Source organism: Dictyobacter kobayashii (assembly GCF_003967555.1).
Classification (GTDB): Bacteria; Chloroflexota; Ktedonobacteria; order Ktedonobacterales; family Ktedonobacteraceae; genus Dictyobacter; species Dictyobacter kobayashii.
The window spans coordinates 1,113,974-1,133,529 of record NZ_BIFS01000001.1; the positions used below are offsets into that span (position 1 = coordinate 1,113,974).

Here is a 19,556-nt window from a genome sequence, read left to right on the forward strand (position 1 = left end):
CACCCCCTATGCAGACATATCAGGTTCAACAGAAGACGCATTTTTTAAGCGCAGAGCATTAAGCTCACGATCAATACTCAACCAATCATCCGCAGTCACATCAGCACCGTATAGCTGCATCTCTTGCTCATACTCAGCAGCCGTCAACAACCCAAAGGCTAGCCGTTTTTTGTTCACCTCCTCAACAAAGACGCGCCCCTTCTCTTTGTCATAGTGGTACGCCTTACCAACAAACCAGATCATAGAAGAGAGCAAATCAACATACGTGCGACCAGGTACACGGCAGGTATGAGCCAAGTGCCCCGGCAGCTCGTCTAGTGGCATCAAGGCCACCGCCGTACGCAAATTGCCGAGCGCAGCCGCGACACATGCCTTCTGTTTTGCAATGCGCCGCTGTCGCTCAATCAATGTCGAACGCACTTCACGAAATGGCGAGGTAGAGAGATGATGAACCACATCTACCCGTTGCTCCTCAGAAAGCAAGGCAACCTGTTCAGCCGCCAATTCGCGCAAGACCTCAACAGGTTTCTCTTTCATCGACACAGTGACCGCATGTATCTCAGTAGACATCTTGCTGTACAACATCTTTTCAACAAAGGTTAGCAAGACGAACACCAGCACCCATCTATGAAAAGTCGGAGGGATCAGCAACGCCAAAGCCAGAGCCACAATATCACTGTGCAGACGATCCACTTCTAACCACAAGGCATCATGCACCATCACGCCCTGTGCTTGTTCCATCACCTCCAGTGGTTTATCATGGACAACCAGATCCATCCTCAACGCCTGTTCTGTCGCCTCATCACACACAAGCCGTTCCTCAGAAGCATACGCCGACTGAATCACCTCCCATGCTGAATGTGTAGGATAACGAGAAACATTTTTAGAAGGTCGAGAATGATCTACATAGCGCAACCATTCCTCAGTGGCATATTTCCAGAGCAAATGAAATTGCTCAATCACCTCATAGGCTTCATTGAGATCAAAGCGTTGCAAAAACTTGCGCTTAAAGCGGAACTCAACCCGCCAGACCACGGACGTACCATCCCATCCATGCGCCTGCCAGATGGGATAGTACCATTCCTTCTTGCGCTTCTTGACCTCGGCCACCTTATTGTAGATCTGGCAGGAGATCTGTGAACCATGCGACCCAAAGTCAATCGTGGCAATCTTGCGATGATTAGACGTGATAAGCGGTTCAACAATGCCCTCTTCTCGTTGTTGCTGCACGAGCTGTTCAAGCTTTTCAATCTGCCCAGGTGACAGACTTTCACCTAACTCATCCTCTTCTGGCACTGTTGGACGCTCACGAATGCGCACCACACGAGACACAAAATCCTGATGAGGATTGACCTGTGAGAAATCAATACCAACCACATCAGCACACAAATGAATCTCAGACGCCTGTTTATGAAACTTTTCCCCAAGCAAACCCGCTAACATCTCCTCAACGGCGACAATGCAGGCTTCAGGACCAATCTTATTGAGGAGGATCGACGAGAAACGCGCCTGACAGAACACATGCCCTTGCAGTGTGCCATAGCCCATATCAAGTGTGATCTCATCAGTAAACAGCAGCCAGGAGAAGGTACCGGAGCCATGCGAACGGATAAAGAGCGTTCGTCCATAGCACTCTAAATCTGTTGGCACAGGTGCATGTGCTTTTTTCGCTTCATCCTGATAAGCGTCAAGCAGTTCAATCACATGCAAAGGCAGCTCGTCACCTGTCGGAATATCTTGCTCATTGGCAAACTTCCAGTTCACCAGGAAGGTATCAGGACCGAAGTGGACAATTTTTTGCTCATCTGTCATGATGCAACCACCTCCTCATGCAGTGTCAAACCGTTCTCCCACCGCTGGAACGTCCCATCAGGACAGCGAACCGCCACATACGACACATGCCGTATCCGACGTTTTGCCATAACACGCAATGCAGCCACCAGAGCAGAAGGCACGGCAGACGCCCGAACCGACGCCACAATAGGGAAATCAGAGGAAGGCCAATAGCGCCAGAGCGCCACGTCATAGTCATACACGACATTTTTCTGCATACGCACCTCCTTGCAAGCATGAAGAGTCACAACGTCCCAAGGAAGAAAAAGAGCGAGGAAAAGACTGTAAATAGCACACCACGTGTTACTAGTTTCGTGGTGTGCGGTGCTACCCACCCAGGCAGCACCGCAGGAAGACAGACAGACACATGTCACTTCTATGTGTTATGGAAGTTGCCAGCTTGCCAAGAGATTGACGGAGCACTCAGGACCATACAGCGAGGCAGAAGAACTATCACGAACATAGTAATGGAGAGAACTATGGCAAGCTAGTGCAACGAATGCAAACGCCTTCACAATACTTACTGCCTGTTCCATAGAAAGAGCTACAGCAACAATACCCAGGCAGGTATTTGATGCTAGATCATATGCGACCACAATATAAGGAGCGGACATATATTGTACCTCCTATGCCTGATAGGCCTCGACAGGAAATGAAAAGCACAACCCATAAGAGAAGGAAAGCGAGGGAGCATTATACTGAAAGCAGGTAGGAGAGCGCAGATGAAAAGACCTCAGATGCTACCGGATTATGAATCTCACAGTGCTTTTGCAGCACCCATAAGGTATCCTTGACCGCCTGATCATCTTTACGCCCATCACCGCACAGACCCGCAACAGTATAGTAGGCGTGTCCTTTGATCTGTGAATGTTGAGGATCAGTTTGATCTAGAAACCAATTGCGGCACTGGTCCAAACTGAAGACCTGGAGATGTCTTCGCTTGAGAGCACCAACGCCATCAACAGAACAATCACCCAGAGCGATATGTGTCACTAACATGACATGACCACACTGACAGAACGATTCACTACAATACGTTTCAGCCACACGAATAACTTTGCGTCGTTGCTGAACACACTGGCATGACGGATCAGAACACACACACTCATAACGATAGTCAGTCGTAGGATTAAATGGCCGTAATCCCATCGTAGCGCCTCCTCTTACCATTCCTTGTATACAGCCAATGGATAGACCCACTGAGCATCATCCAGACAACGCACAACCAACTGACCTCGAATGCTTCTTGCCTGCATAATACGAGCAAAGCCGCTATATTTTTGCCGCGAACAATACACACCACCGCCACGGCCTTTACAATTCTGATCAATAGCTTTATTGATTGCACGCACATCAAGAGCGACCTCTATCACGGAACACCTCCAGGTATTTGAACAGGAACGGGAGAGCCACCCCGCCCCGACGCCAACATATCTCGTGACTAGCGTCTCCACCTTGACCCTCAGTGTTACGCACTACGTGCCGACGGTGCCAAGGTGATATACGCAGGACTGCAATCACTGGCACCGTCGCACTTCGAGCCTAACACTGGCATCAAGGTAGTACGCTTGCTTCGCACCGTCACGGCGCGACATTCGCGCACGTGTTCGTTTTGTGCCTCTGGAAGCCAGATAATGCCGCAGGATTTTTTCGCCTGCTTGCTTTTCTAGAACATACGTACTATCTTAACAGCAAAAAAAAGAAGGGAGAGGCACGCTTGCACGAGTGCAGGCGTGCCAGGTGCAGACATTCGGCGTGCCACCATCCGGCGTGCAGGCGTCCGGCGTTCAAGAAGCGCCGTTTGTTGCGCCACCCATCCAGCTTAACGCTCGTTTAACCATTGATGGTTCAGGTTGAGGCATCGGAGCTGGTGGAATGGTAATCGGTTGCGTGACGCCAGTTGGAGCGACATTCGTTGTATATTGACCGTTGATATACGATGCTTGTGGAGCAATTGGAGGAACGCCGGGAGCGCGGAGCTGGTTCGGAGTTGGTGGAGCTGACAGGCCGGGATAGGACATGTTCGGGCTAATGCGCTTCACTTGTGTTGGCCCAGAAGCAGGAAGTTGTTCTGTGACCTTGGCAAACCCAAAGGTATAATCACCATTACGGGCAGCGTCAACGGCCTGTCGAGCATTGACACGCGCCATGTCTTTATACGAGTTTTGAATCTCCGCATCCTCGTTGGCTTCTTGTTGCGCCATCGAGAGCATGGTTTGATGATGCTCAGCACTTTGAACGCGCATTGCCAAACTTCGCAGGTGAATCCCTCGATGAATATGTTCTTCAATCAGGCTCCCAAGATCATAAATGGCAAGCACCATCAAGGACACGGGAAACAGCAACCCCATGCCAGACTGAAACACGCCGACGACCCAGGACGGTAAGTATTGAGCAATGGCATGGACCATCCAGTCCATTGACCCCGACTTAATCACCCAGGCCAGGCCGCAGCCAGCCGAGACAATCACCGCCACCAGTCCAACAAAACCAGGTATCAGCGCCGCAAAGTACAGACGCCAATCTTTTGCTGAGCACAACATTTTCACCAGTTTGAAGCAGGTAAAGACCAACGCCTCCACAAACAGACCACGAAACACCGCATCCAGCGTATTGACCGTTTCGGCCCAGGTACTAAAGGTCAAGTTGCCACCTGTAAAGGCCCATGCATTCGTATACGACGAGATCACCATCAGGAACCCAGGCAGCACCAACGAGATCAACACGTCTAAACGTTCACGCCCCTGATGAATCCCTAACATGCGTTTCAAACTGAACATGTAGCACCTCTCTTTGCGTTGAAAACATGGCCTGAAGGAAAGACCCTCCAGGCCAGAGCATCACCGAGAAATGTTTTACGCAGCCTGCAAACCAAGCGCAGGAACCGAAACACGAGTCACAATAAAATTTGTTTGAGGTTTCTCACTCCCATCCTTAAAGGTGCGCATACGCGATGTGTAGGCAGCCACTTCAAACGAAATTTGTTGACGACGCGACTGAGGAATAGCTTGTGCTAATTGCTGGAACTGAGGATCATCCTGCCACATCTGGCAGGCGTACGTATTCCCAAGCTCATCAACTGCCGTGAAAGAAATCATCGGTTTCTTGTCCTTGCCAACTTCATAGACGCCGCCAGCTTTCACGAAACCAGTAAATGTCATAGCCATGTTCGTACCTCTTTCTTTGTTGTTTAAAACACCATGCAGATGCAGCTTGATACCCAAGTAGCAAGCCGTAGAAAATGACAATCGTGAGAAGAAAGGATCTTACCAGAGCTGTTGTTGCTCAGAGGTATATGACGAGAATGATTGACGACGAGTTGGAGTCATCAGAGGAAGCCGCTGGATATTGACACAGGCATGATCCCGGCACATCACCACTTGATACCCTTGCAACACATACCCCAGGCAGCCAGGACAATGCGCCACCGCACCACAGTAGACGGAGTGACCAACCGGATTGCGCTTGCTCACTTTGGTATCAATAACACGTTGGCAGCGAAACCAACCAGGAGCGGACGTCACAATCCATTCGTGACCAAGAACGTCACACTTACCAGTATTCATAGGCACACACCTTTCAGACGATCTGTCCCCGACGAAATGCGTGGATCGCACTACGAAGCGTTTGAATGTACTCCCCGGTATCATTTTCAGATGAAGGAGCATAGACAGGAATAATACTGGACAGCGTTGTCCGACCTTGCGCGATATATTCACGAGCAATTAAGCGAAAGAAGTCTTCAAAGCCCTCTTCCCATGTGGCATACCAGCGAAAACGACCGTCACACGTCGGATACCCAGCACAGTTGATATTACCTAAACTATGATCAATGAAGGCAGCTCCGTACTTGCCATAGGTACTCTCGTGCTGGAACGTTGCCAGCGCATAGGCATCATCAATGTGATACTGTATGCTCAAATCATAGAGAGATTGACCCTTGCCAGCCGCAGGAGAGTGAGCATCAGCAAGCACTTGATTGATGAACACAGCCGAGAGCGACGGACCACCGACGACACTATCACCAGCAGCAGAAACAGGCGTTGTAACCTTGGCAACAGCAGGAACTTTCACAAAAAATGTCACAGCAAACAGTTGATAGGCGAAGAGAAAAAGCACCAGGAGAAACAAGTTACGAGCCAGAATACGAAGAATGCGAGGATTGCCCGGCCTATTCGTGACCAGGACCGCCAGAGCCGCAGCCAGGATCACGACCGCATACAATCCCCAATCACGAAGCAGCGACATCATGTCACATCCTCCATGAAGAACTAGCCAAACACGTGCAGGAACCGCAGCAGTAACGACCAATCCAGATAGATGCCCACCGCAGCCAGGACCAGCAGCAACACCACCAGCCAGTTTTGCAAGGTACGCATATCCACCACCATTCTAAGCCGCATATGACAGACTCACAGGAACATATGACAGGCTCAAAGGCACATCAAGAAGACAATCACAACATTCAGCACAGATATACATCGTTTGTTCCTGCTTTGGATCATCAAGATCAGCAACCGGATAAACCATGTCACAGTCCTCATGGCAACACTCACAACGATAAGCCATAGAATCACCGCCTTTCAGGAAAGCTAGAAAACAGACTACAAGGACTCGCGTCTAGCAATCACACCGAAACGCGACTGCCAGCCGCCAACCTTTGCAGATAGTGAGGAAGAAATCGAGGAAAAGCCAAAGGATAGAAATGTGGGAGGATAAGCACGCACAACGAAACAATCTAAAAAGACAGTAAAAGATGTTCCATACGCAGGCCATGGGCTCTGTTGTGAGAGCGAGTCACAACGAGAGCATTCACCATCTAGCATGGCCTCTGCTCCCTTCCCTTGGTTCGATCCTCGTCTCCCTTCGTCGCATTGCTTAGGCCCATCCATCACCACACCACCTCCAAGCAACACTATCCAGTACCCTAATCTTAGCTTTAGGCTCGTTCGCAGAGTATGTACAGTTTTCTATGTCCCTTGTAGTGATCGCACAACCCTCGCCATGCGACGGTACAAGGTGGTTTAAACTGATTGTTCAGATACATCTTTCAAGAGCCTCGACCTAGCCCGATTCCTCTAAGAACACTATCAGATCGGAATAACAGTCAGAGCGAAAATTCATTAACTGTTATCGTCTTCGTCATGTACATATAATAACTGTTATTTTTGAGAATGTCAATAATAAATAACTGTTATTTTTGAGAGGGTTGGTAATTTGACTGATTGTTTGATAGAATTAACAGTAATATGAAAGAACAACATCGAGGGAGGCCAAATAACATGAACAAGGAAGCTTACATAGAGTCAGCAGATGCAATCAAACTGTTTGTAGCGGTAGGACTTTCTGAAAGCACATTCAGGCGTAAAGTGCGAGAGAAAGCAATCAGAAGTCACATGCCTGGAGGAAAACAAAGAGGTGCATTATATAGCAGAGCAGACATTGAAGCCATCATAAATCAAAGCAAAAAGGATAATAAAAAACAGACAGAGGCGAAAGACTTTGCAGATTGGATGAAAGTATCTGATCTACCCGCTATATTGAAGTTAGACTTCGCAGTCTACAAAGAGGAAATGGTAGGCGACATAGGATTATATATATCATGGTTTAAAAAGAATGATCATATTACTATGTGTATCTTCGACAAAGAAAGTCGAGAAAACGTGCTTGCTTATATAAGCCTAGTACCCTTACCAGAAAATATCATCATGGAAATACTTAGCGGCAAACGTTCTGAACTTTCAATCTCTCCAGATGAAGTTGAGGCATACGACCGTAAAGGAGACTATACCCTTCTTGCAGAAAGCATTGTAGTACACCCAGAGCATCCATACCAGCTAAATCACCTGTTAAGGGAAGTCTTAAATTATTGGTGTACACAATATCCAGAAAGGCAAATCACAAAAATATATGCTCAGGTAACAAGTGACAACGGAGACGTTATAGTACGTAAACTGTTCTTTTCTCCGCTTTACCATATCGCTGATAATGCTTATGTGCTTGACCTAAAACGCCCAGGAATAGCCAGAGTTATTAAGGAGTATCAACAGCATATAAAAGACAAAGATTGCGCTTACCAGAAAGAAAAATAATCGCCCATCCGCAAAGAAAGCACCTAGATTTTTTTATTCTAGGTGCTCTTATTTTTATCATTGATAACAAAGCTTATATGTAATTTAGTTGAGGTAATTTTATGCTGCATCGGATACAACGTTCTAATAAAATTAGAGGATCACTATATCATAGGGAGCAACAGTATGTTAGACCAAAATCAAACGGCAATAATTATAGCAGTAGTTAGCGTAATATCTACTATAGTAGGTGCCATCATTGCAACCGCAGGAACCTATTTAACCTCTCGCAGTGTTGCAAAAGATGAAAAAAACAGAAGAAAACGGGAAAAAATTGAAGAAATATATGTTCTAATTAACCAAGTATATTATTGTATACTTGCTCAAGCTCAAGGCACACAACAATTTACTGGCACAGAATTCACCGTGTATGGAGAATTCTTTCAGAAGTACCAGAATGCTTCTAAAGATTTTAATGAATTGCCGCTAGACAGAATCTCTATGCTAATCTCTTTCTACGCTCCATCCTCAAAAATATATTTTAAAAACTTTAACATGATCACCCAATCGATACAAATGGTATTAGTCTATACTATAAAGAATGCAGAAAAAGAGGATTTTAAAACCAAGTTTAATGATCACGCTGATCTTATATTTAGAAGTTATATAGAAGGAAGAAGGCTTAACGTAAAAATTGAAGAATTAGAAATACCAGACTATGATGAAACAATTAAGGGATCATATTATTTGGCTCTCATGTATCGCCTTTTTAGGTATAATTACAACTGCTTGCAGGATTCGCTTGTGAAGCATTTAGACAAATAGCACGCTATCATAATAAAAAGCCAACAAACTAAAAAGAAAGCACTTGGAGTTTGTAAACCAAGTGCTTTCTTGATATTATTTATACAAGTGGAAGACGATCAAGGAGTAACTTTTCTATGCGATCTAAGCGACTATTAAATGTCTGCTCTAACATTTCAATCCGATTATTTACTACCTCAAAACGACCGTTCATATTCTGTTCAAGACTTGCAATCTGATTCCTCATAATCATTGATCGCTTGACAGAATCTTCCATTAAACCTTTCAACATCACCGTTTCCATGGTAAGATCCTGATAGGCCTTAAAAGTTTCCGTCTTGAACTGGTTCAGATTATATTCTAACGTGCCTATTCGCTCATCTTGAGTTGCCATAGAAGAGTCCCTTTCAATTGAGACATGCACGGATAATCACAGCTTATCTTAGCTGCAATTATACCATACTCTATACGATAGACGTAAACAACCAGCAAGAGAACAGTACAAAAACTGACATCCATTTTGACATCTTAGAGGCTAAATTTCACTACACTTTACTCAACACCACTGGACAAAAATGAAACGGCTCAATCAGCCTGCAAAGGGCATCGAAACGCCCAGGAAGGACATTTAGCTTGACATCACTCGTGGTTTTCAACTCTCCCCCATCTCCACCAACAAAGCCGCTTGTGAACCCGCTTCACAGGCGGCTTTGTTTTGGTGTATAAACTGTCATTGTAGTCACTGGGAGCAAAAGTGGGAGCAAGACCTTTTATTCATCATTTTCAACGTCCTCATCCTCAAAACTAAAGCCCATAAACGCATCATCCCATTTATCAACGGCCCCCTCTTGCATCGATGGTAACACATGACCATAGATGCCCAATGTTGTCACGATATCACTATGGCCCAACAACTCTTGTATCACTTTAATATTCACTCCCATGCTCATCAAAAGTGTTGCAGCGCTGTGTCTCAGATCATGAAAATGCATCTGAGCCGATTGACTTTTTTTTCAAAAAACAATTTATTATTGCAAAAATGAATACGCTTATATGGAGAGAAAAAATGGCAAGAGAAGACGAAAAGTATGACGACTTAAGTGAGCAGCAAATAACAGCAGATCACATTCTAACGTATGAACCAAGTAAGGAATACAATTGCTATGTAACCTCTTGCGTTATCAGGCCAGATAAGAGCAGTTCATTCAACCCACTTCTTAATAGCATGCTGGAACACTGGATAAACCATCCAGAAATCAAATTTAACAAGCTCTATGGTTTCGCATCAGGTGCAACCGAGGATATGTCAGAAGAAAATGATGGAATGAGATTGGTCAAAAAACTATTCTTCAGCCCTCGATATGATATAGACAAAAACGCCTGGGAGCTGAACTTGAATTACTATAACCCATCTCCAATCATTCAGAAATTTCAGAAACGGTTAAAGGAAGTAAGAAAAGGAAATTAAGCAGGATGCTACAACAATTTTTTGTAACCATTCCTAAATGGCTTTACTTTTTGCTCATTTTAGTAGCGTTTGAACTAGTAGCAGATATATTAGCGAAGCAGTTTGCCATCAGTGGCAAATATACATTTGCACTTTTGTCGCTCGCCGGATTTATTGCAGCCAACACGGCCTGGCTCATAAGCTTAAGAACTGGAGCAGAGTTAGGCAAAGGCGCAGTTCTCTTTTCTGTACTCTCAGCTATTGGAGCTGTTATAGTAGCTGTACTCATTTATCACGAAAAAGTGTCAACCTATCAACTCATTGGCCTTGTATTAGGAATTGCTGCAATTGGTTTCTTATCAATCGAATAACTCATAAACAAAAAGCACCTAGATTTTGTTCTGGGTGCTTTCTTTGTTATATGGCCTCACGTACACGAAGGCACTTGCTATATCATAAAAACTTGCTTACAGTGAATACTTCTATTTGATAAATAAAAATGAATATCGTTCTTTATTTTATAAACACCATATACCGTTTTATCATTGATTGGGGGAATATACATGACAGACTTTCACAGCATTGCCTTTAGAGAAGATATTCCTGTAATGCATACGCGTAGAAATGATGGATTGACGGTTATTGCAACACGAGTTCCCCTAAAGGGCTTTTCAGAAAAGTGGGGGTGGATATTATCTCTTGAGCCAAATGATGGTGTGCTTGATAATGAAAATGTTGAAGCTTTGTATGATAATACGGGAAGAAGATATCCCAAAATATATACTCGTTCTGATATGGCTGGGTATATAGATCGCTGGGCTTGCCATGAGTGGGAACCAGGATATTCTGATGCAAACGCTCAAGTGTTAGATAATGATGCTATTAATTTGTCAGTATTTAAAGAAAATTTAATAGAAGACGTACTAGCTGAGTACAAAACCATTGGAGCAGAGCAGCTTGGGGCAGTGAGGAGTATAGTCGAGAGCGGTATAAAAGCTAGCATTTCTAATAACCAGAAGCATTTTGACGACCTAAGAAATACTTTGAATGCTATCGACACGAATAACAAGCTAGCTGATTCCAGAAAAACACAAAACCTACAGCTTGACATAGACAATAGATTACAGCTGTTCATGGAAGATATGCGAGTAAAGTATGAGGATCTACATACTCTTTTAAGGCTAGAAAACAGTACATATGCGTCTAATCAACAAGAGTGGATACGTGTACGAGATAGATTCTTAGAAAACTTAGAAACTATTCATACCGAGGTGCAAAACTTAGCACCTCTCCAGCAGCAGGCTGAACAAAGGATAAGTAATCTGATAGGGCAACTTCAAACCGTTGTAAATGAAGTGGGAGATCAGCGCATTTTTAAAGAACAAGTTGTGTTCCTCCAAAAAATTGATGAATGCCTAAACGCAATGCATCAACGGTTTGACGAAAAAATCAGTAAGTTAGAAGAAGAGCAAAAAGCGCAGTCTAGCATTCTCGTATCCGAATTTAAAAATTTACAGCAAAATATGGGAGAAATACAAAATAGTTTAATACCAATCGATGTCGAGGATGACAGCGAGAATTTGAGTGACGAGTCAAAGAAGATAGCTAAAAATGCTAAAACAATGTCCGAAAAGTTCATGGCTAGTATTATTACTGCCAATACACGGTATTACAATACTGCTGACAAGGAGGTAAAAAATAGCTTCAAACAAACAAATCTTATTATCTACGTGGGCTTAAGCCTTCTGGTATTCAGCGTTGTTTCTTTTTTAGTTACTTTCTTCTTCCATTCAAATGAGCTGGCAATTATTACCAGTGGTTCTGGTGCTCTTTTGGCCGCAGTTGCTACAGCTCTTGGAGGAATGAATAAATTTCATGATAAAAGAACTGATGAGCAGCTGTATGCGCTCGGTCGACTTGATCATATGCTAAAGGCCACACATACCCAATTTTTAATAGAGCAGATAGAGGATAAGGAATGGCAAAAACAACAACTCGGAAATCTCATCAATGTCTACTTAAGTAAAGATATCAATCAAGATAATATGAAAGAAAAAAAGTAGACAGATTAAGTAGGAACTTGAAAAGTGGAAGGCTAACAAAAGCAAATAAGCATAAAAAGGTAAAAACAAACAAGCGTCTGGATTGCTTCTGCGTCTAGATGCTTGTTTGTTTTTACCAATAGGAATTTCTTCTAAAGTTCTGACTTGCCCATCAATGTAGCAAGCGCAAGTAAAATCTGATCTAGTTTTTATCCTGAGCCTCAAAACGACTATTGGAACAAATTGCGAAAAGGAATATTCGACTGATTATTTCATCACCATCTTGCAATGTTCAGGCGCAATTCCTTGCCTTTCTGATTACAATAACTCCTTATGCTCGTAATCTGTCATTAGGGTAAAAGATCCGATCTGATTACATTCAAAGTTTGGGCCAATTTACTATTCTATGGCTCTTATTCACCCCTTCTTTATCTTCCGACTTATTCTCTTCAAATGGACTACCCAGGAGCTTAAAGGCATCATCCCATTTCTCAATAACTTCTTGCTGCATCGATGGCAGGATATGCGAATAAAGGTCCATCGTAATAGTAATAGAACTATGCCCTAACAACTCCTGGACCACTTTCGGATGTACGTTCATAGACAGTAAGATCGTTGAGCATTATACCGTAAATCACAGATATGCATGTGAGGAATACCCGCTTCCTGAAGTAACTCCCAAACACCAGCAAGTAAATTTCAGCTCATCCGGCAGTTTCTTCTTGACTATCTGAAAATTACTATCCGTCTGGCACACATTCAGATAGAGAGTATCTAAAAAAGCCCCTGAAATCCGCACAAGACTCTCATTCATAGGCCAATCCTTTCATGTATAGAAAAGTCTGGACAAATCGTGTTACAAATAGCGAATGATGACAATTTAGAAATGGGAGGTAAAAGCATGGAAAAACTTTCTAATAATCAAAGATACATTTTAACGGGCCTATCGCTGCTATTCTCTGGATCGGAATACAGATCGTCATAATGCATGAATCTGTTCTTACAGCCTTCATCTCTGTAATAATTTTCGCCGTTCTCTTCTCTCTTTTCATGATGACTTTTTTATATCTATGGGATCGAGTCACCCACAGACAATAGAGAACGAGAAGAAGGTCAAACAACCAACCATCCAGTGATGTATTTTGAGCAGTCCGGTTTACTTGCTGGACCGCTCAGAGCAATATCACACTACCAATTCACCGAGCGCAGCAGGGTGTCAAACTCCTGTGAAAGTACCTCAAAGCGAGCGTTTAGACAGCTCGTTCTAACATCTACTTTGGAAAAACACGAGACAGAAACGTTATTGTATATGTGAGCATTTTAATAATGTTCTGTCTATTTAAGAAGGGAGTATGTATCATTTATCCTATGCATTAATAATAGTATTAATGGTATTTTTAACGGTTTTATTTATGAAGCAATACTTGACAAAATAAAATATGGGAAGAAGAAAAAGATAACTCAAAAAAGAAAAGGGAAGAGCAAAGCACAAATTTTATTAGATAAGATCGCAAAGAATTTCATGCTGTATTAAAAGCATCAATCATGTGTTTCGTGACAACGACCATAGACATCACCAGGAGCAATGAACGCACTCCTGTCGCCTTACAGGAAGGCGTGCAGGCGTGCAAGAGATGGTATTATCTCGCCAAGGACCAATTTTTCAGTTGACCGAACAACCCCAGTCTTTGTGGAGAAGTAGTAGTAGCACAACTGCTACGCTCTGTTTTCAGCTCATTCTCAACATAACCATAGCGAGCAATAAAATCAACCGTTCGGCGAACGTGGAGCACCCCGTTATCTCATTGAGAAGATTGGAAAACGGACCAACTCGAAATCACCCAGGAGTAAAAAACCAAAAAACCTTTTTTTACGAAAAATATATAGAAATGTATAGTAATATAATATAAAATAGCATAATACATATTTAAAAGGAGATTCTTTTTATATCATCTCAAGATGCAAAAGTCCTTGTCACATCATATTATGATGACGCATTAGGGCTAGAAGAAACAGACATTTGTCCAGGTGAAATAGATGGTAAAAACCAATCTCTTCTCCTTACGCAAGCAAATCATTGAAAAACTTGCGTCACTTGACAAAAATCGTACCCTGCAAGCCCAATGCATCACAGCCATAATACCAGATTTGTACTAATAATATACGCTATACTAAACCAGGCTTTAGTCTGGTTTAGTATAGCGTATATTGTTTATTTGACCCATCTATTGGAGTCGTGTGATAACAAGGTGTGCTGAAACAGGCCTTGTTCCTCCTGCAAGAGGAGTGATGGTTAGTGCGGTGGAATTGCCAGCAGGATTTCGTACAGTCAGTATTGAATTGACACTTGTCGTCGTGACAAGAGCCATTCCTACTATCTGGGAAGTGCCGGTTGCTCGTCCAACTACCGTATAAGCCAGATCGGCGCCATTGAGCGTCAAAATCAATTGACCCGCCTCGGTCACACTCACCTGAAATAAGACCTGGTACGTGCCAATTGCAGCCAAGTTAAATGTCCCAGGACCTGTACGAGCAATACCAGTCCCACTAGTAGGTCCATCTTGTGGAAAACTTACATCTGTGCCGGGAGCAACTGTTGCAGCATTATTTGGAGGCATCAACGCAAAAAAATCTGCAAAATCTAATACTCCTCCGGCTGGACCTTGCGCTCCCGATGGGCCTGATGGTCCCGACGGTCCGGCTGGACCTTGTGCTCCTGATGGGCCTGATGGTCCCGACGGTCCGGCTGGACCTTGCGCTCCCGATGGGCCTGATGGTCCCGACGGTCCGGCTAGACCTTGCGCTCCCGATGGACCTGACGGGCCACTTGGTCCTGATGGACCAGCTAGACCTTGCGCTCCGATGGACCTGACGGCCACTTGGTCCTGATGGACCAGCTAGACCTTGCGCTCCCGATGGACCTGACTGGGCCACTTGGTCCTGATGGACCAGCTGGTCCTTGCGCTCCCGATGGACCTGACGGGCCACTTGGTCCTGATGGACCAGCTGGTCCTTGCGCTCCCGATGGACCTGATGGGCCACTTGGTCCTGATGGACCAGCTAGACCTTGTGCTCCCGATGGACCTGATGGGCCACTTGGTCCTGATGGACCAGCTGGTCCTTGCGCTCCCGATGGACCTGACGGGCCACTTGGTCCTGATGGACCAGCTGGTCCTTGCGCTCCCGATGGACCTGATGGGCCACTTGGTCCTGACGGGCCTTTTATTTTGATGATGATAATTTTTTTGCATTTTTTGCATTTTTGATGGGTAGGGTTGCTCTCATAGCTATTAAAGGAAGGTCTGTCCTCATAGCTGTTATCATAAGAGAACTTCTTATTGTTCTTAAAGGAGAGCCCTTTATTGCTCTTACTCCTAGAAGCAGAAGTCCCTTTTTGGTGAGAGAAAAGCCCGAAGCGGGAACTGGTTGAGTGAGCCTGGATCGCGCGAACGTGCATCGAACTAGCGTGTCCCAAACCAGCCTGAGCTGAACGAGATTGAGCAAAGGCTCCTGCTAGCATACTGGCAGAAATTGCCAGCACACAAAGCAGCAGTGCAGCGCCCATTACGTTAAATTTTCTCATAGGCTGTATTTCTCTTCCTTTTTAATGGTTAACCAACCGAGCCTGTTCTCTTCATTGGTATAAGAACAAGAGATAGAAACTATCAGTACAAGAAGAAGATAATGCCCGTAACCCCGAACGACATAGGCTATTTCTTGCCACCAATAAATATATTCCCTTACTAGAAGAGGCTGCTCTTTTCTTAGTATAAAAGAGTATATAAGTTAAATATTTGAATATAAATTATAATAATTAAAAAGTGTTTATTTTTGATAAGCATGTATTTTATATATTTTCAATGAAAAGAAAAACAAAGGAAATAAGCAATGAGATGTTCTGAGCGCTTCGGCAAGTAAACCGGATTGCTCAGAACCAGCCTCTCATCCACAAATTCATCACATAACATCTGGCATAAGTAGCCAGGTGTTACGGTTTACCTCTCATTCGCCCATGCTCTACCAGCTATGTCCTGATATCTCCGGACTATCTTAGCTGATACACCCGTGCTCAAGAGAAGAGTCGCTGCTTTCTCTCTCCTTATAATGAAATACACTATCGTTGCTCTTTTTATCGATAACCCTTTCTCGACAAGAGCTTCGCTTTATCCATTTTCCCTAGATAGGAAATATGGGTATATAGATGTGTATATATTTACAGTCATGAATTTATAACTTATCATTTCAGTAATTGAAGTGCTATATTTTTTGTCGTTATTTACAGAAATGGTCGCACTTTCATCTGAGCGATATTTCTCTGGTATCCCATGATAAATGTCGCATCCTTTCTCCCATTTTTTATTTGTACACAAAGGAGTAGAACGCATGGTGCGCAGAAAGGGATTTTATTGTCTCTTTGCCCTTGCATTGAGCATTACAGTTGGACTCGCCACTATTTTGCCCATCACCCACGCTAGTGCAGCCTCGTATTCAGGATCCAGTTCGCCATCGAGCAATGTCCTCTGGGGCGTTGATTCTGTGAGCTTCATAACGCCATCGTTCCTCAGCCAGATCAAAAGGAGCAATGGTACTCCTCAGTTTATTGGTCGCTACCTCGATGCAATAGCTTTCTCACCAATGAATGCGTCTGAAGCCTCATATATCCACAGTCAGGGTATTCGCATTCTACCTATTCAGTCTGATTTTGGTAGTGATGTTGGCTACGGTAATGGAGTCACCCATGCCAATGATGCTCTTACAAAAGCGCACGCCCTGGGAATTCCAAAGGGCACCATAATCATCGATGATATAGAGAGCAATTCGGCGGTAGACGCTGGCTTCATCGAAGGCTGGTACACAACTATTTCCAACGCGGGCTATGCCGTTGGGTACTACGAGAACCCATATGCAGGCAGCAGCCATTTCAATAGCGCTTTTTGCGCAGCCGTGGGTAAGAACCCGGCTATTGGCAATTCGATTTTGCATTCCACTGAGCCGTCTACCGGTCGCACCGGAAGGAGCGACGCTCCCTCGTTCGCACCAGCAGGGATATCTTGTGGTGGTCATACTACCGGTCATGCGTTCATCTGGCAGTACGGTCTTGCGAATGGCAGTTCGGTCAATATAGACATTGACGAAGCTCTGTCTTCGGTTCCGCTCTGGTAAATACATTGAAGTAATTGTATTTACTTTGTGCATGGGCAATCTTCATCTTCCTACTCAGTAAGAGTAGGAAGATGAAGCATCATGATTTTATGATTGCATAGCAGCAAATACTCTCTTATGTATCCTTCCGGTTTGTTCTAGACGCAGGCATTCTCCATTGCTGGCCATATTTATGCTAAGCTGGATCGGTAAATCTGGTCGTTGGATCTGTACCTGCCATTGTGTCTCACCATCCTGCGAGAGAGCCTCTGCACTACTTCCATGCAGAGATACGATATGAGTGCCTGTTTCATCAATGCTCAGTGCCAGTCGATTGGTTAAATCGATATTGTTCTTTATGAGCAACAAAAATGCAGTGAAGGAGAGCGTATCCGCTGCCAGCAGTGGCACACTTGTCAGGACTTGCGTCTGCTCATATCCATCAATCTCTTTGCGGCGGATCATGTAAGCTCCTGTCTTTAACCACGTGATTTCCAGTTGCTCGCTCCCTAACCAAGACTCTCGCGTTTCACTGAGTTGACGTATGGTGCCATCAGCGGCGAGGTGAAAACGTGTTTTTCGATGCTGCTGACCACCCTGAGAAAAGAGCTCTCCATACTCAAAAATGTGTTGTTCTTCGATAAGCCAGTTTCCATCAAGGAGATGACTATGGCGGTAGATGAGATAACCGGTTTCACCATCCATATAATGCTCACGCCATGTGCCATGCGCTACCACTCCACCTCTAGCAGTGATATTTCCAAGCACAATATGCGGGAGGGATTGGGGAGGGCCAGCAGGCGCCATGCGTTCACAATGTGCGAGCATGCCATCAAGATCCTTGCGTGAGAGGTAAAAACCATTTACGCACACCGCTTCGATCTGGCTTGCAGCCTGGATATTTTCCAGCGGATTCGCATTGAGTAAGAGCATGTTCGCTCGTTTCCCGACTTTAATGGTCCCCCACTCATCTTCTTGATCCAGAAAACGTGCCGCCTCACTCGTACCACAGCGTAAGGCTTCAAATGGGCGCATTCCAGCGGCAACAAATAAAGCTAATTCCTGGTGGACCGAAAGACCCTGGACGATATAGCGCACGGACGTATCAGTTCCAATGAGCAATGGCGCACCTTCTTGATACAACAATGAGGCAATACGAGAGAAGGCTTCATTGCGTTTATGGATAGCCGCAATCCAGGGATCAAACGATGCCGGCTCTTGATAACGACTGGGGTCAAGCTCCTCCCAGCTTTTGAGCTCTGCATGCACAACATACTTCAGAAATGACTGAAGCAGAGGATCTGCTTCACATTCACACTGGGCATTCAACATATAGTGATAGCAGACCAGGGTGGGGCAATTCCATATCTGATGTTTGGCTAAGTAATGGCCGAGGCGGCGAATCGCATCATAATCTAATTTTTCATTGACCATGTTCAATACATCCAGCTGCAAATTATATTGATCTGACCGCTGCTCGTAACCAGGTTTAAAATGGCCGCGCCATGCGCCTGTGAAATGTTCAAAACAGCTTTGTCCTGCCTCGCTTGCCTCTTCAAAGGTCATAAAATTGGAACAATGCCCAACCATACGGATACCAAGCTCGCGCGCGGCTTGCCCCATCGCTCGCACGACATCCGGCTTCAGTTGATTATAAATCTTGATCTGCTGATAGCCGCGCTCGGCATAGGTATGCACGAGTTTGGCTGCATCGTCCGCATTCGTCATAGCACGCCACGCGGAATGAATGGGAGGGCCACCCTCAATCAAAGGGCTGGTGGTATAAAGAAGCGGTCCAGGCAACTTTTTGCGCTGGAGCTGTTGTTGTAATGCCAGGTGATAGGGATTTCCAGCCATGTTGCGCACAACCGTTACGCCATGCGCCAGAAAAAGGGCCGCTTCATTGGGAGACCAATAATGAACATGCATATCGGTAAGTCCTGGCATCAGGTACTTGTCAGTGCCATCTATCACCGTATAGAAAGCTTCCAGTGGAATGGCAGAGGCAGGTCCCATGGCTACAATGCGATCATCCTCAATGAGTACCGTTTGATCAGGGAGAATACGCTCAGTATCCATAGGAATGACGGTAACATGGGTAATGGCCAGGGGGACCATCAAGTGGGAGAGCTGCGGATAGCTTGTTACATGCATAACAGCTGCTTTTCCTTTCAAGCAAACATAGATCATTTGCTACTCTTACTCTATATGAATAGG

General features: G+C 44.7%; 20 protein-coding genes. 7 read left to right on the top strand and 13 right to left on the bottom strand.

Annotated elements, in window-relative coordinates; all coding sequences use genetic code 11:
* Positions 1–6: 6 nt before the first annotated feature.
* The 8 genes from EL645_RS04980 to EL645_RS05015 form a co-directional block, all read right to left on the bottom strand.
* A complete protein-coding gene (locus tag EL645_RS04980; RefSeq protein WP_126548996.1) occupies positions 7–1,812 on the bottom strand; it encodes a hypothetical protein in 1,806 nt (601 codons plus the stop codon).
* The gene (locus EL645_RS04985; protein WP_126548997.1) at positions 1,809–2,057 is read right to left on the bottom strand and encodes a hypothetical protein; all 249 of its coding nucleotides are present in this window, start codon (positions 2,055–2,057) and stop codon (positions 1,809–1,811) included. The genes EL645_RS04980 and EL645_RS04985 overlap by 4 nt, the downstream gene beginning before the upstream one ends.
* A gap of 469 nt (positions 2,058–2,526) precedes the next feature.
* On the bottom strand, positions 2,527–2,982 hold the full coding sequence (locus tag EL645_RS04990) for a hypothetical protein (RefSeq protein ID WP_126548998.1): 456 nt from the start codon (positions 2,980–2,982) through the stop codon (positions 2,527–2,529).
* Between the two features lie 14 nt (positions 2,983–2,996).
* Positions 2,997–3,206 (bottom strand): hypothetical protein, encoded by a 210-nt coding sequence (locus tag EL645_RS04995; RefSeq protein WP_126548999.1) that lies wholly within the window; start codon positions 3,204–3,206, stop codon positions 2,997–2,999.
* Between the two features lie 414 nt (positions 3,207–3,620).
* Entirely contained in the window at positions 3,621–4,559 is a 939-nt protein-coding gene (locus EL645_RS05000) for a hypothetical protein (RefSeq protein ID WP_126549000.1), read from the bottom strand.
* Between the two features lie 129 nt (positions 4,560–4,688).
* Complete coding sequence (locus EL645_RS05005; protein ID WP_126549001.1) at positions 4,689–5,000, bottom strand: hypothetical protein; 312 nt, start codon at positions 4,998–5,000, stop codon at positions 4,689–4,691.
* A 99-nt stretch (positions 5,001–5,099) separates the two neighbouring features.
* Positions 5,100–5,399 carry a hypothetical protein gene (locus tag EL645_RS05010; RefSeq protein WP_126549002.1) on the bottom strand — a complete coding sequence of 100 codons (300 nt, stop codon included), beginning with the start codon at positions 5,397–5,399 and terminating at the stop codon, positions 5,100–5,102.
* Between the two features lie 13 nt (positions 5,400–5,412).
* A complete protein-coding gene (locus tag EL645_RS05015; protein WP_126549003.1) occupies positions 5,413–6,084 on the bottom strand; it encodes a glucosaminidase domain-containing protein in 672 nt (223 codons plus the stop codon).
* 1,031 nt (positions 6,085–7,115) lie between these two features.
* On the opposite strand from EL645_RS05015, the gene EL645_RS05020 reads away from it, so the two are divergent.
* Together EL645_RS05020 and EL645_RS05025 are read left to right on the top strand one after the other, a co-directional pair.
* Positions 7,116–7,925, top strand: coding sequence for a hypothetical protein (locus tag EL645_RS05020; RefSeq protein WP_126549004.1), 810 nt, complete (start codon positions 7,116–7,118; stop codon positions 7,923–7,925).
* Between the two features lie 165 nt (positions 7,926–8,090).
* Positions 8,091–8,729 (top strand): hypothetical protein, encoded by a 639-nt coding sequence (locus EL645_RS05025; protein ID WP_126549005.1) that lies wholly within the window; start codon positions 8,091–8,093, stop codon positions 8,727–8,729.
* Between the two features lie 79 nt (positions 8,730–8,808).
* Here the strand turns inward: EL645_RS05025 and EL645_RS05030 are convergent, their stop codons facing one another.
* Both EL645_RS05030 and EL645_RS05035 read right to left on the bottom strand, forming a co-directional pair.
* Positions 8,809–9,102 (bottom strand): hypothetical protein, encoded by a 294-nt coding sequence (locus EL645_RS05030; protein ID WP_126549006.1) that lies wholly within the window; start codon positions 9,100–9,102, stop codon positions 8,809–8,811.
* Between the two features lie 376 nt (positions 9,103–9,478).
* On the bottom strand, positions 9,479–9,700 hold the full coding sequence (locus EL645_RS05035; protein WP_126549007.1) for a tyrosine-type recombinase/integrase: 222 nt from the start codon (positions 9,698–9,700) through the stop codon (positions 9,479–9,481).
* Positions 9,701–9,774: 74 nt separating this feature from the next.
* On the opposite strand from EL645_RS05035, the gene EL645_RS05040 reads away from it, so the two are divergent.
* The 3 genes from EL645_RS05040 to EL645_RS05050 all read left to right on the top strand — a co-directional run bounded on the left by EL645_RS05040 (position 9,775) and on the right by EL645_RS05050 (position 12,218).
* On the top strand, positions 9,775–10,176 hold the full coding sequence (locus EL645_RS05040; protein WP_126549008.1) for a hypothetical protein: 402 nt from the start codon (positions 9,775–9,777) through the stop codon (positions 10,174–10,176).
* A gap of 5 nt (positions 10,177–10,181) precedes the next feature.
* A complete protein-coding gene (locus EL645_RS05045; RefSeq protein ID WP_126549009.1) occupies positions 10,182–10,526 on the top strand; it encodes a hypothetical protein in 345 nt (114 codons plus the stop codon).
* 192 nt (positions 10,527–10,718) lie between these two features.
* Positions 10,719–12,218, top strand: a complete 1,500-nt coding sequence (locus tag EL645_RS05050) for a hypothetical protein (protein WP_126549010.1) — start codon at positions 10,719–10,721, stop codon at positions 12,216–12,218.
* A gap of 358 nt (positions 12,219–12,576) precedes the next feature.
* On the opposite strand, the gene EL645_RS05055 is transcribed toward EL645_RS05050, so the two are convergent.
* Together EL645_RS05055 and EL645_RS05060 are read right to left on the bottom strand one after the other, a co-directional pair.
* A complete protein-coding gene (locus tag EL645_RS05055; protein WP_126549011.1) occupies positions 12,577–12,798 on the bottom strand; it encodes a hypothetical protein in 222 nt (73 codons plus the stop codon).
* 1,624 nt (positions 12,799–14,422) lie between these two features.
* Positions 14,423–15,076 (bottom strand): hypothetical protein, encoded by a 654-nt coding sequence (locus EL645_RS05060; RefSeq protein WP_218031741.1) that lies wholly within the window; start codon positions 15,074–15,076, stop codon positions 14,423–14,425.
* A gap of 9 nt (positions 15,077–15,085) precedes the next feature.
* Here EL645_RS05060 and EL645_RS40700 point away from each other — a divergent pair, with 9 nt between their 5' ends.
* Complete coding sequence (locus tag EL645_RS40700; RefSeq protein WP_218031742.1) at positions 15,086–15,463, top strand: collagen-like domain-containing protein; 378 nt, start codon at positions 15,086–15,088, stop codon at positions 15,461–15,463.
* Between the two features lie 1,117 nt (positions 15,464–16,580).
* Positions 16,581–17,360 (top strand): glycoside hydrolase domain-containing protein, encoded by a 780-nt coding sequence (locus EL645_RS05070; RefSeq protein WP_161977126.1) that lies wholly within the window; start codon positions 16,581–16,583, stop codon positions 17,358–17,360.
* A gap of 87 nt (positions 17,361–17,447) precedes the next feature.
* Here EL645_RS05070 and EL645_RS05075 read toward each other — a convergent pair whose 3' ends face one another.
* On the bottom strand, positions 17,448–19,493 hold the full coding sequence (locus EL645_RS05075; RefSeq protein ID WP_161977127.1) for an amidohydrolase family protein: 2,046 nt from the start codon (positions 19,491–19,493) through the stop codon (positions 17,448–17,450).
* Between the last annotated feature and the right edge of the window lie 63 nt (positions 19,494–19,556).

Excerpts from the sequence above, each read along its gene's own strand:
- EL645_RS04980 (WP_126548996.1), bottom strand. The coding sequence starts at position 1,812 with ATGACAGATGAGCAAAAAATTGTCCACTTCGGTCCTGATACCTTCCTG.
- EL645_RS04990 (WP_126548998.1), bottom strand. The coding sequence starts at position 2,982 with ATGGGATTACGGCCATTTAATCCTACGACTGACTATCGTTATGAGTGT.
- EL645_RS05005 (WP_126549001.1), bottom strand. The coding sequence starts at position 5,000 with ATGGCTATGACATTTACTGGTTTCGTGAAAGCTGGCGGCGTCTATGAA.
- EL645_RS05010 (WP_126549002.1), bottom strand. The coding sequence starts at position 5,399 with ATGAATACTGGTAAGTGTGACGTTCTTGGTCACGAATGGATTGTGACG.
- EL645_RS05015 (WP_126549003.1), bottom strand. The coding sequence starts at position 6,084 with ATGATGTCGCTGCTTCGTGATTGGGGATTGTATGCGGTCGTGATCCTG.
- EL645_RS05020 (WP_126549004.1), top strand. The coding sequence starts at position 7,116 with ATGAACAAGGAAGCTTACATAGAGTCAGCAGATGCAATCAAACTGTTT.
- EL645_RS05025 (WP_126549005.1), top strand. The coding sequence starts at position 8,091 with ATGTTAGACCAAAATCAAACGGCAATAATTATAGCAGTAGTTAGCGTA.
- EL645_RS05030 (WP_126549006.1), bottom strand. The coding sequence starts at position 9,102 with ATGGCAACTCAAGATGAGCGAATAGGCACGTTAGAATATAATCTGAAC.
- EL645_RS05035 (WP_126549007.1), bottom strand. The coding sequence starts at position 9,700 with ATGCATTTTCATGATCTGAGACACAGCGCTGCAACACTTTTGATGAGC.
- EL645_RS05040 (WP_126549008.1), top strand. The coding sequence starts at position 9,775 with ATGGCAAGAGAAGACGAAAAGTATGACGACTTAAGTGAGCAGCAAATA.
- EL645_RS05045 (WP_126549009.1), top strand. The coding sequence starts at position 10,182 with ATGCTACAACAATTTTTTGTAACCATTCCTAAATGGCTTTACTTTTTG.
- EL645_RS05050 (WP_126549010.1), top strand. The coding sequence starts at position 10,719 with ATGACAGACTTTCACAGCATTGCCTTTAGAGAAGATATTCCTGTAATG.
- EL645_RS05055 (WP_126549011.1), bottom strand. The coding sequence starts at position 12,798 with ATGAACGTACATCCGAAAGTGGTCCAGGAGTTGTTAGGGCATAGTTCT.
- EL645_RS40700 (WP_218031742.1), top strand. The coding sequence starts at position 15,086 with ATGGACCAGCTAGACCTTGCGCTCCCGATGGACCTGACTGGGCCACTT.
- EL645_RS05070 (WP_161977126.1), top strand. The coding sequence starts at position 16,581 with ATGGTGCGCAGAAAGGGATTTTATTGTCTCTTTGCCCTTGCATTGAGC.
- EL645_RS05075 (WP_161977127.1), bottom strand. The coding sequence starts at position 19,493 with ATGCATGTAACAAGCTATCCGCAGCTCTCCCACTTGATGGTCCCCCTG.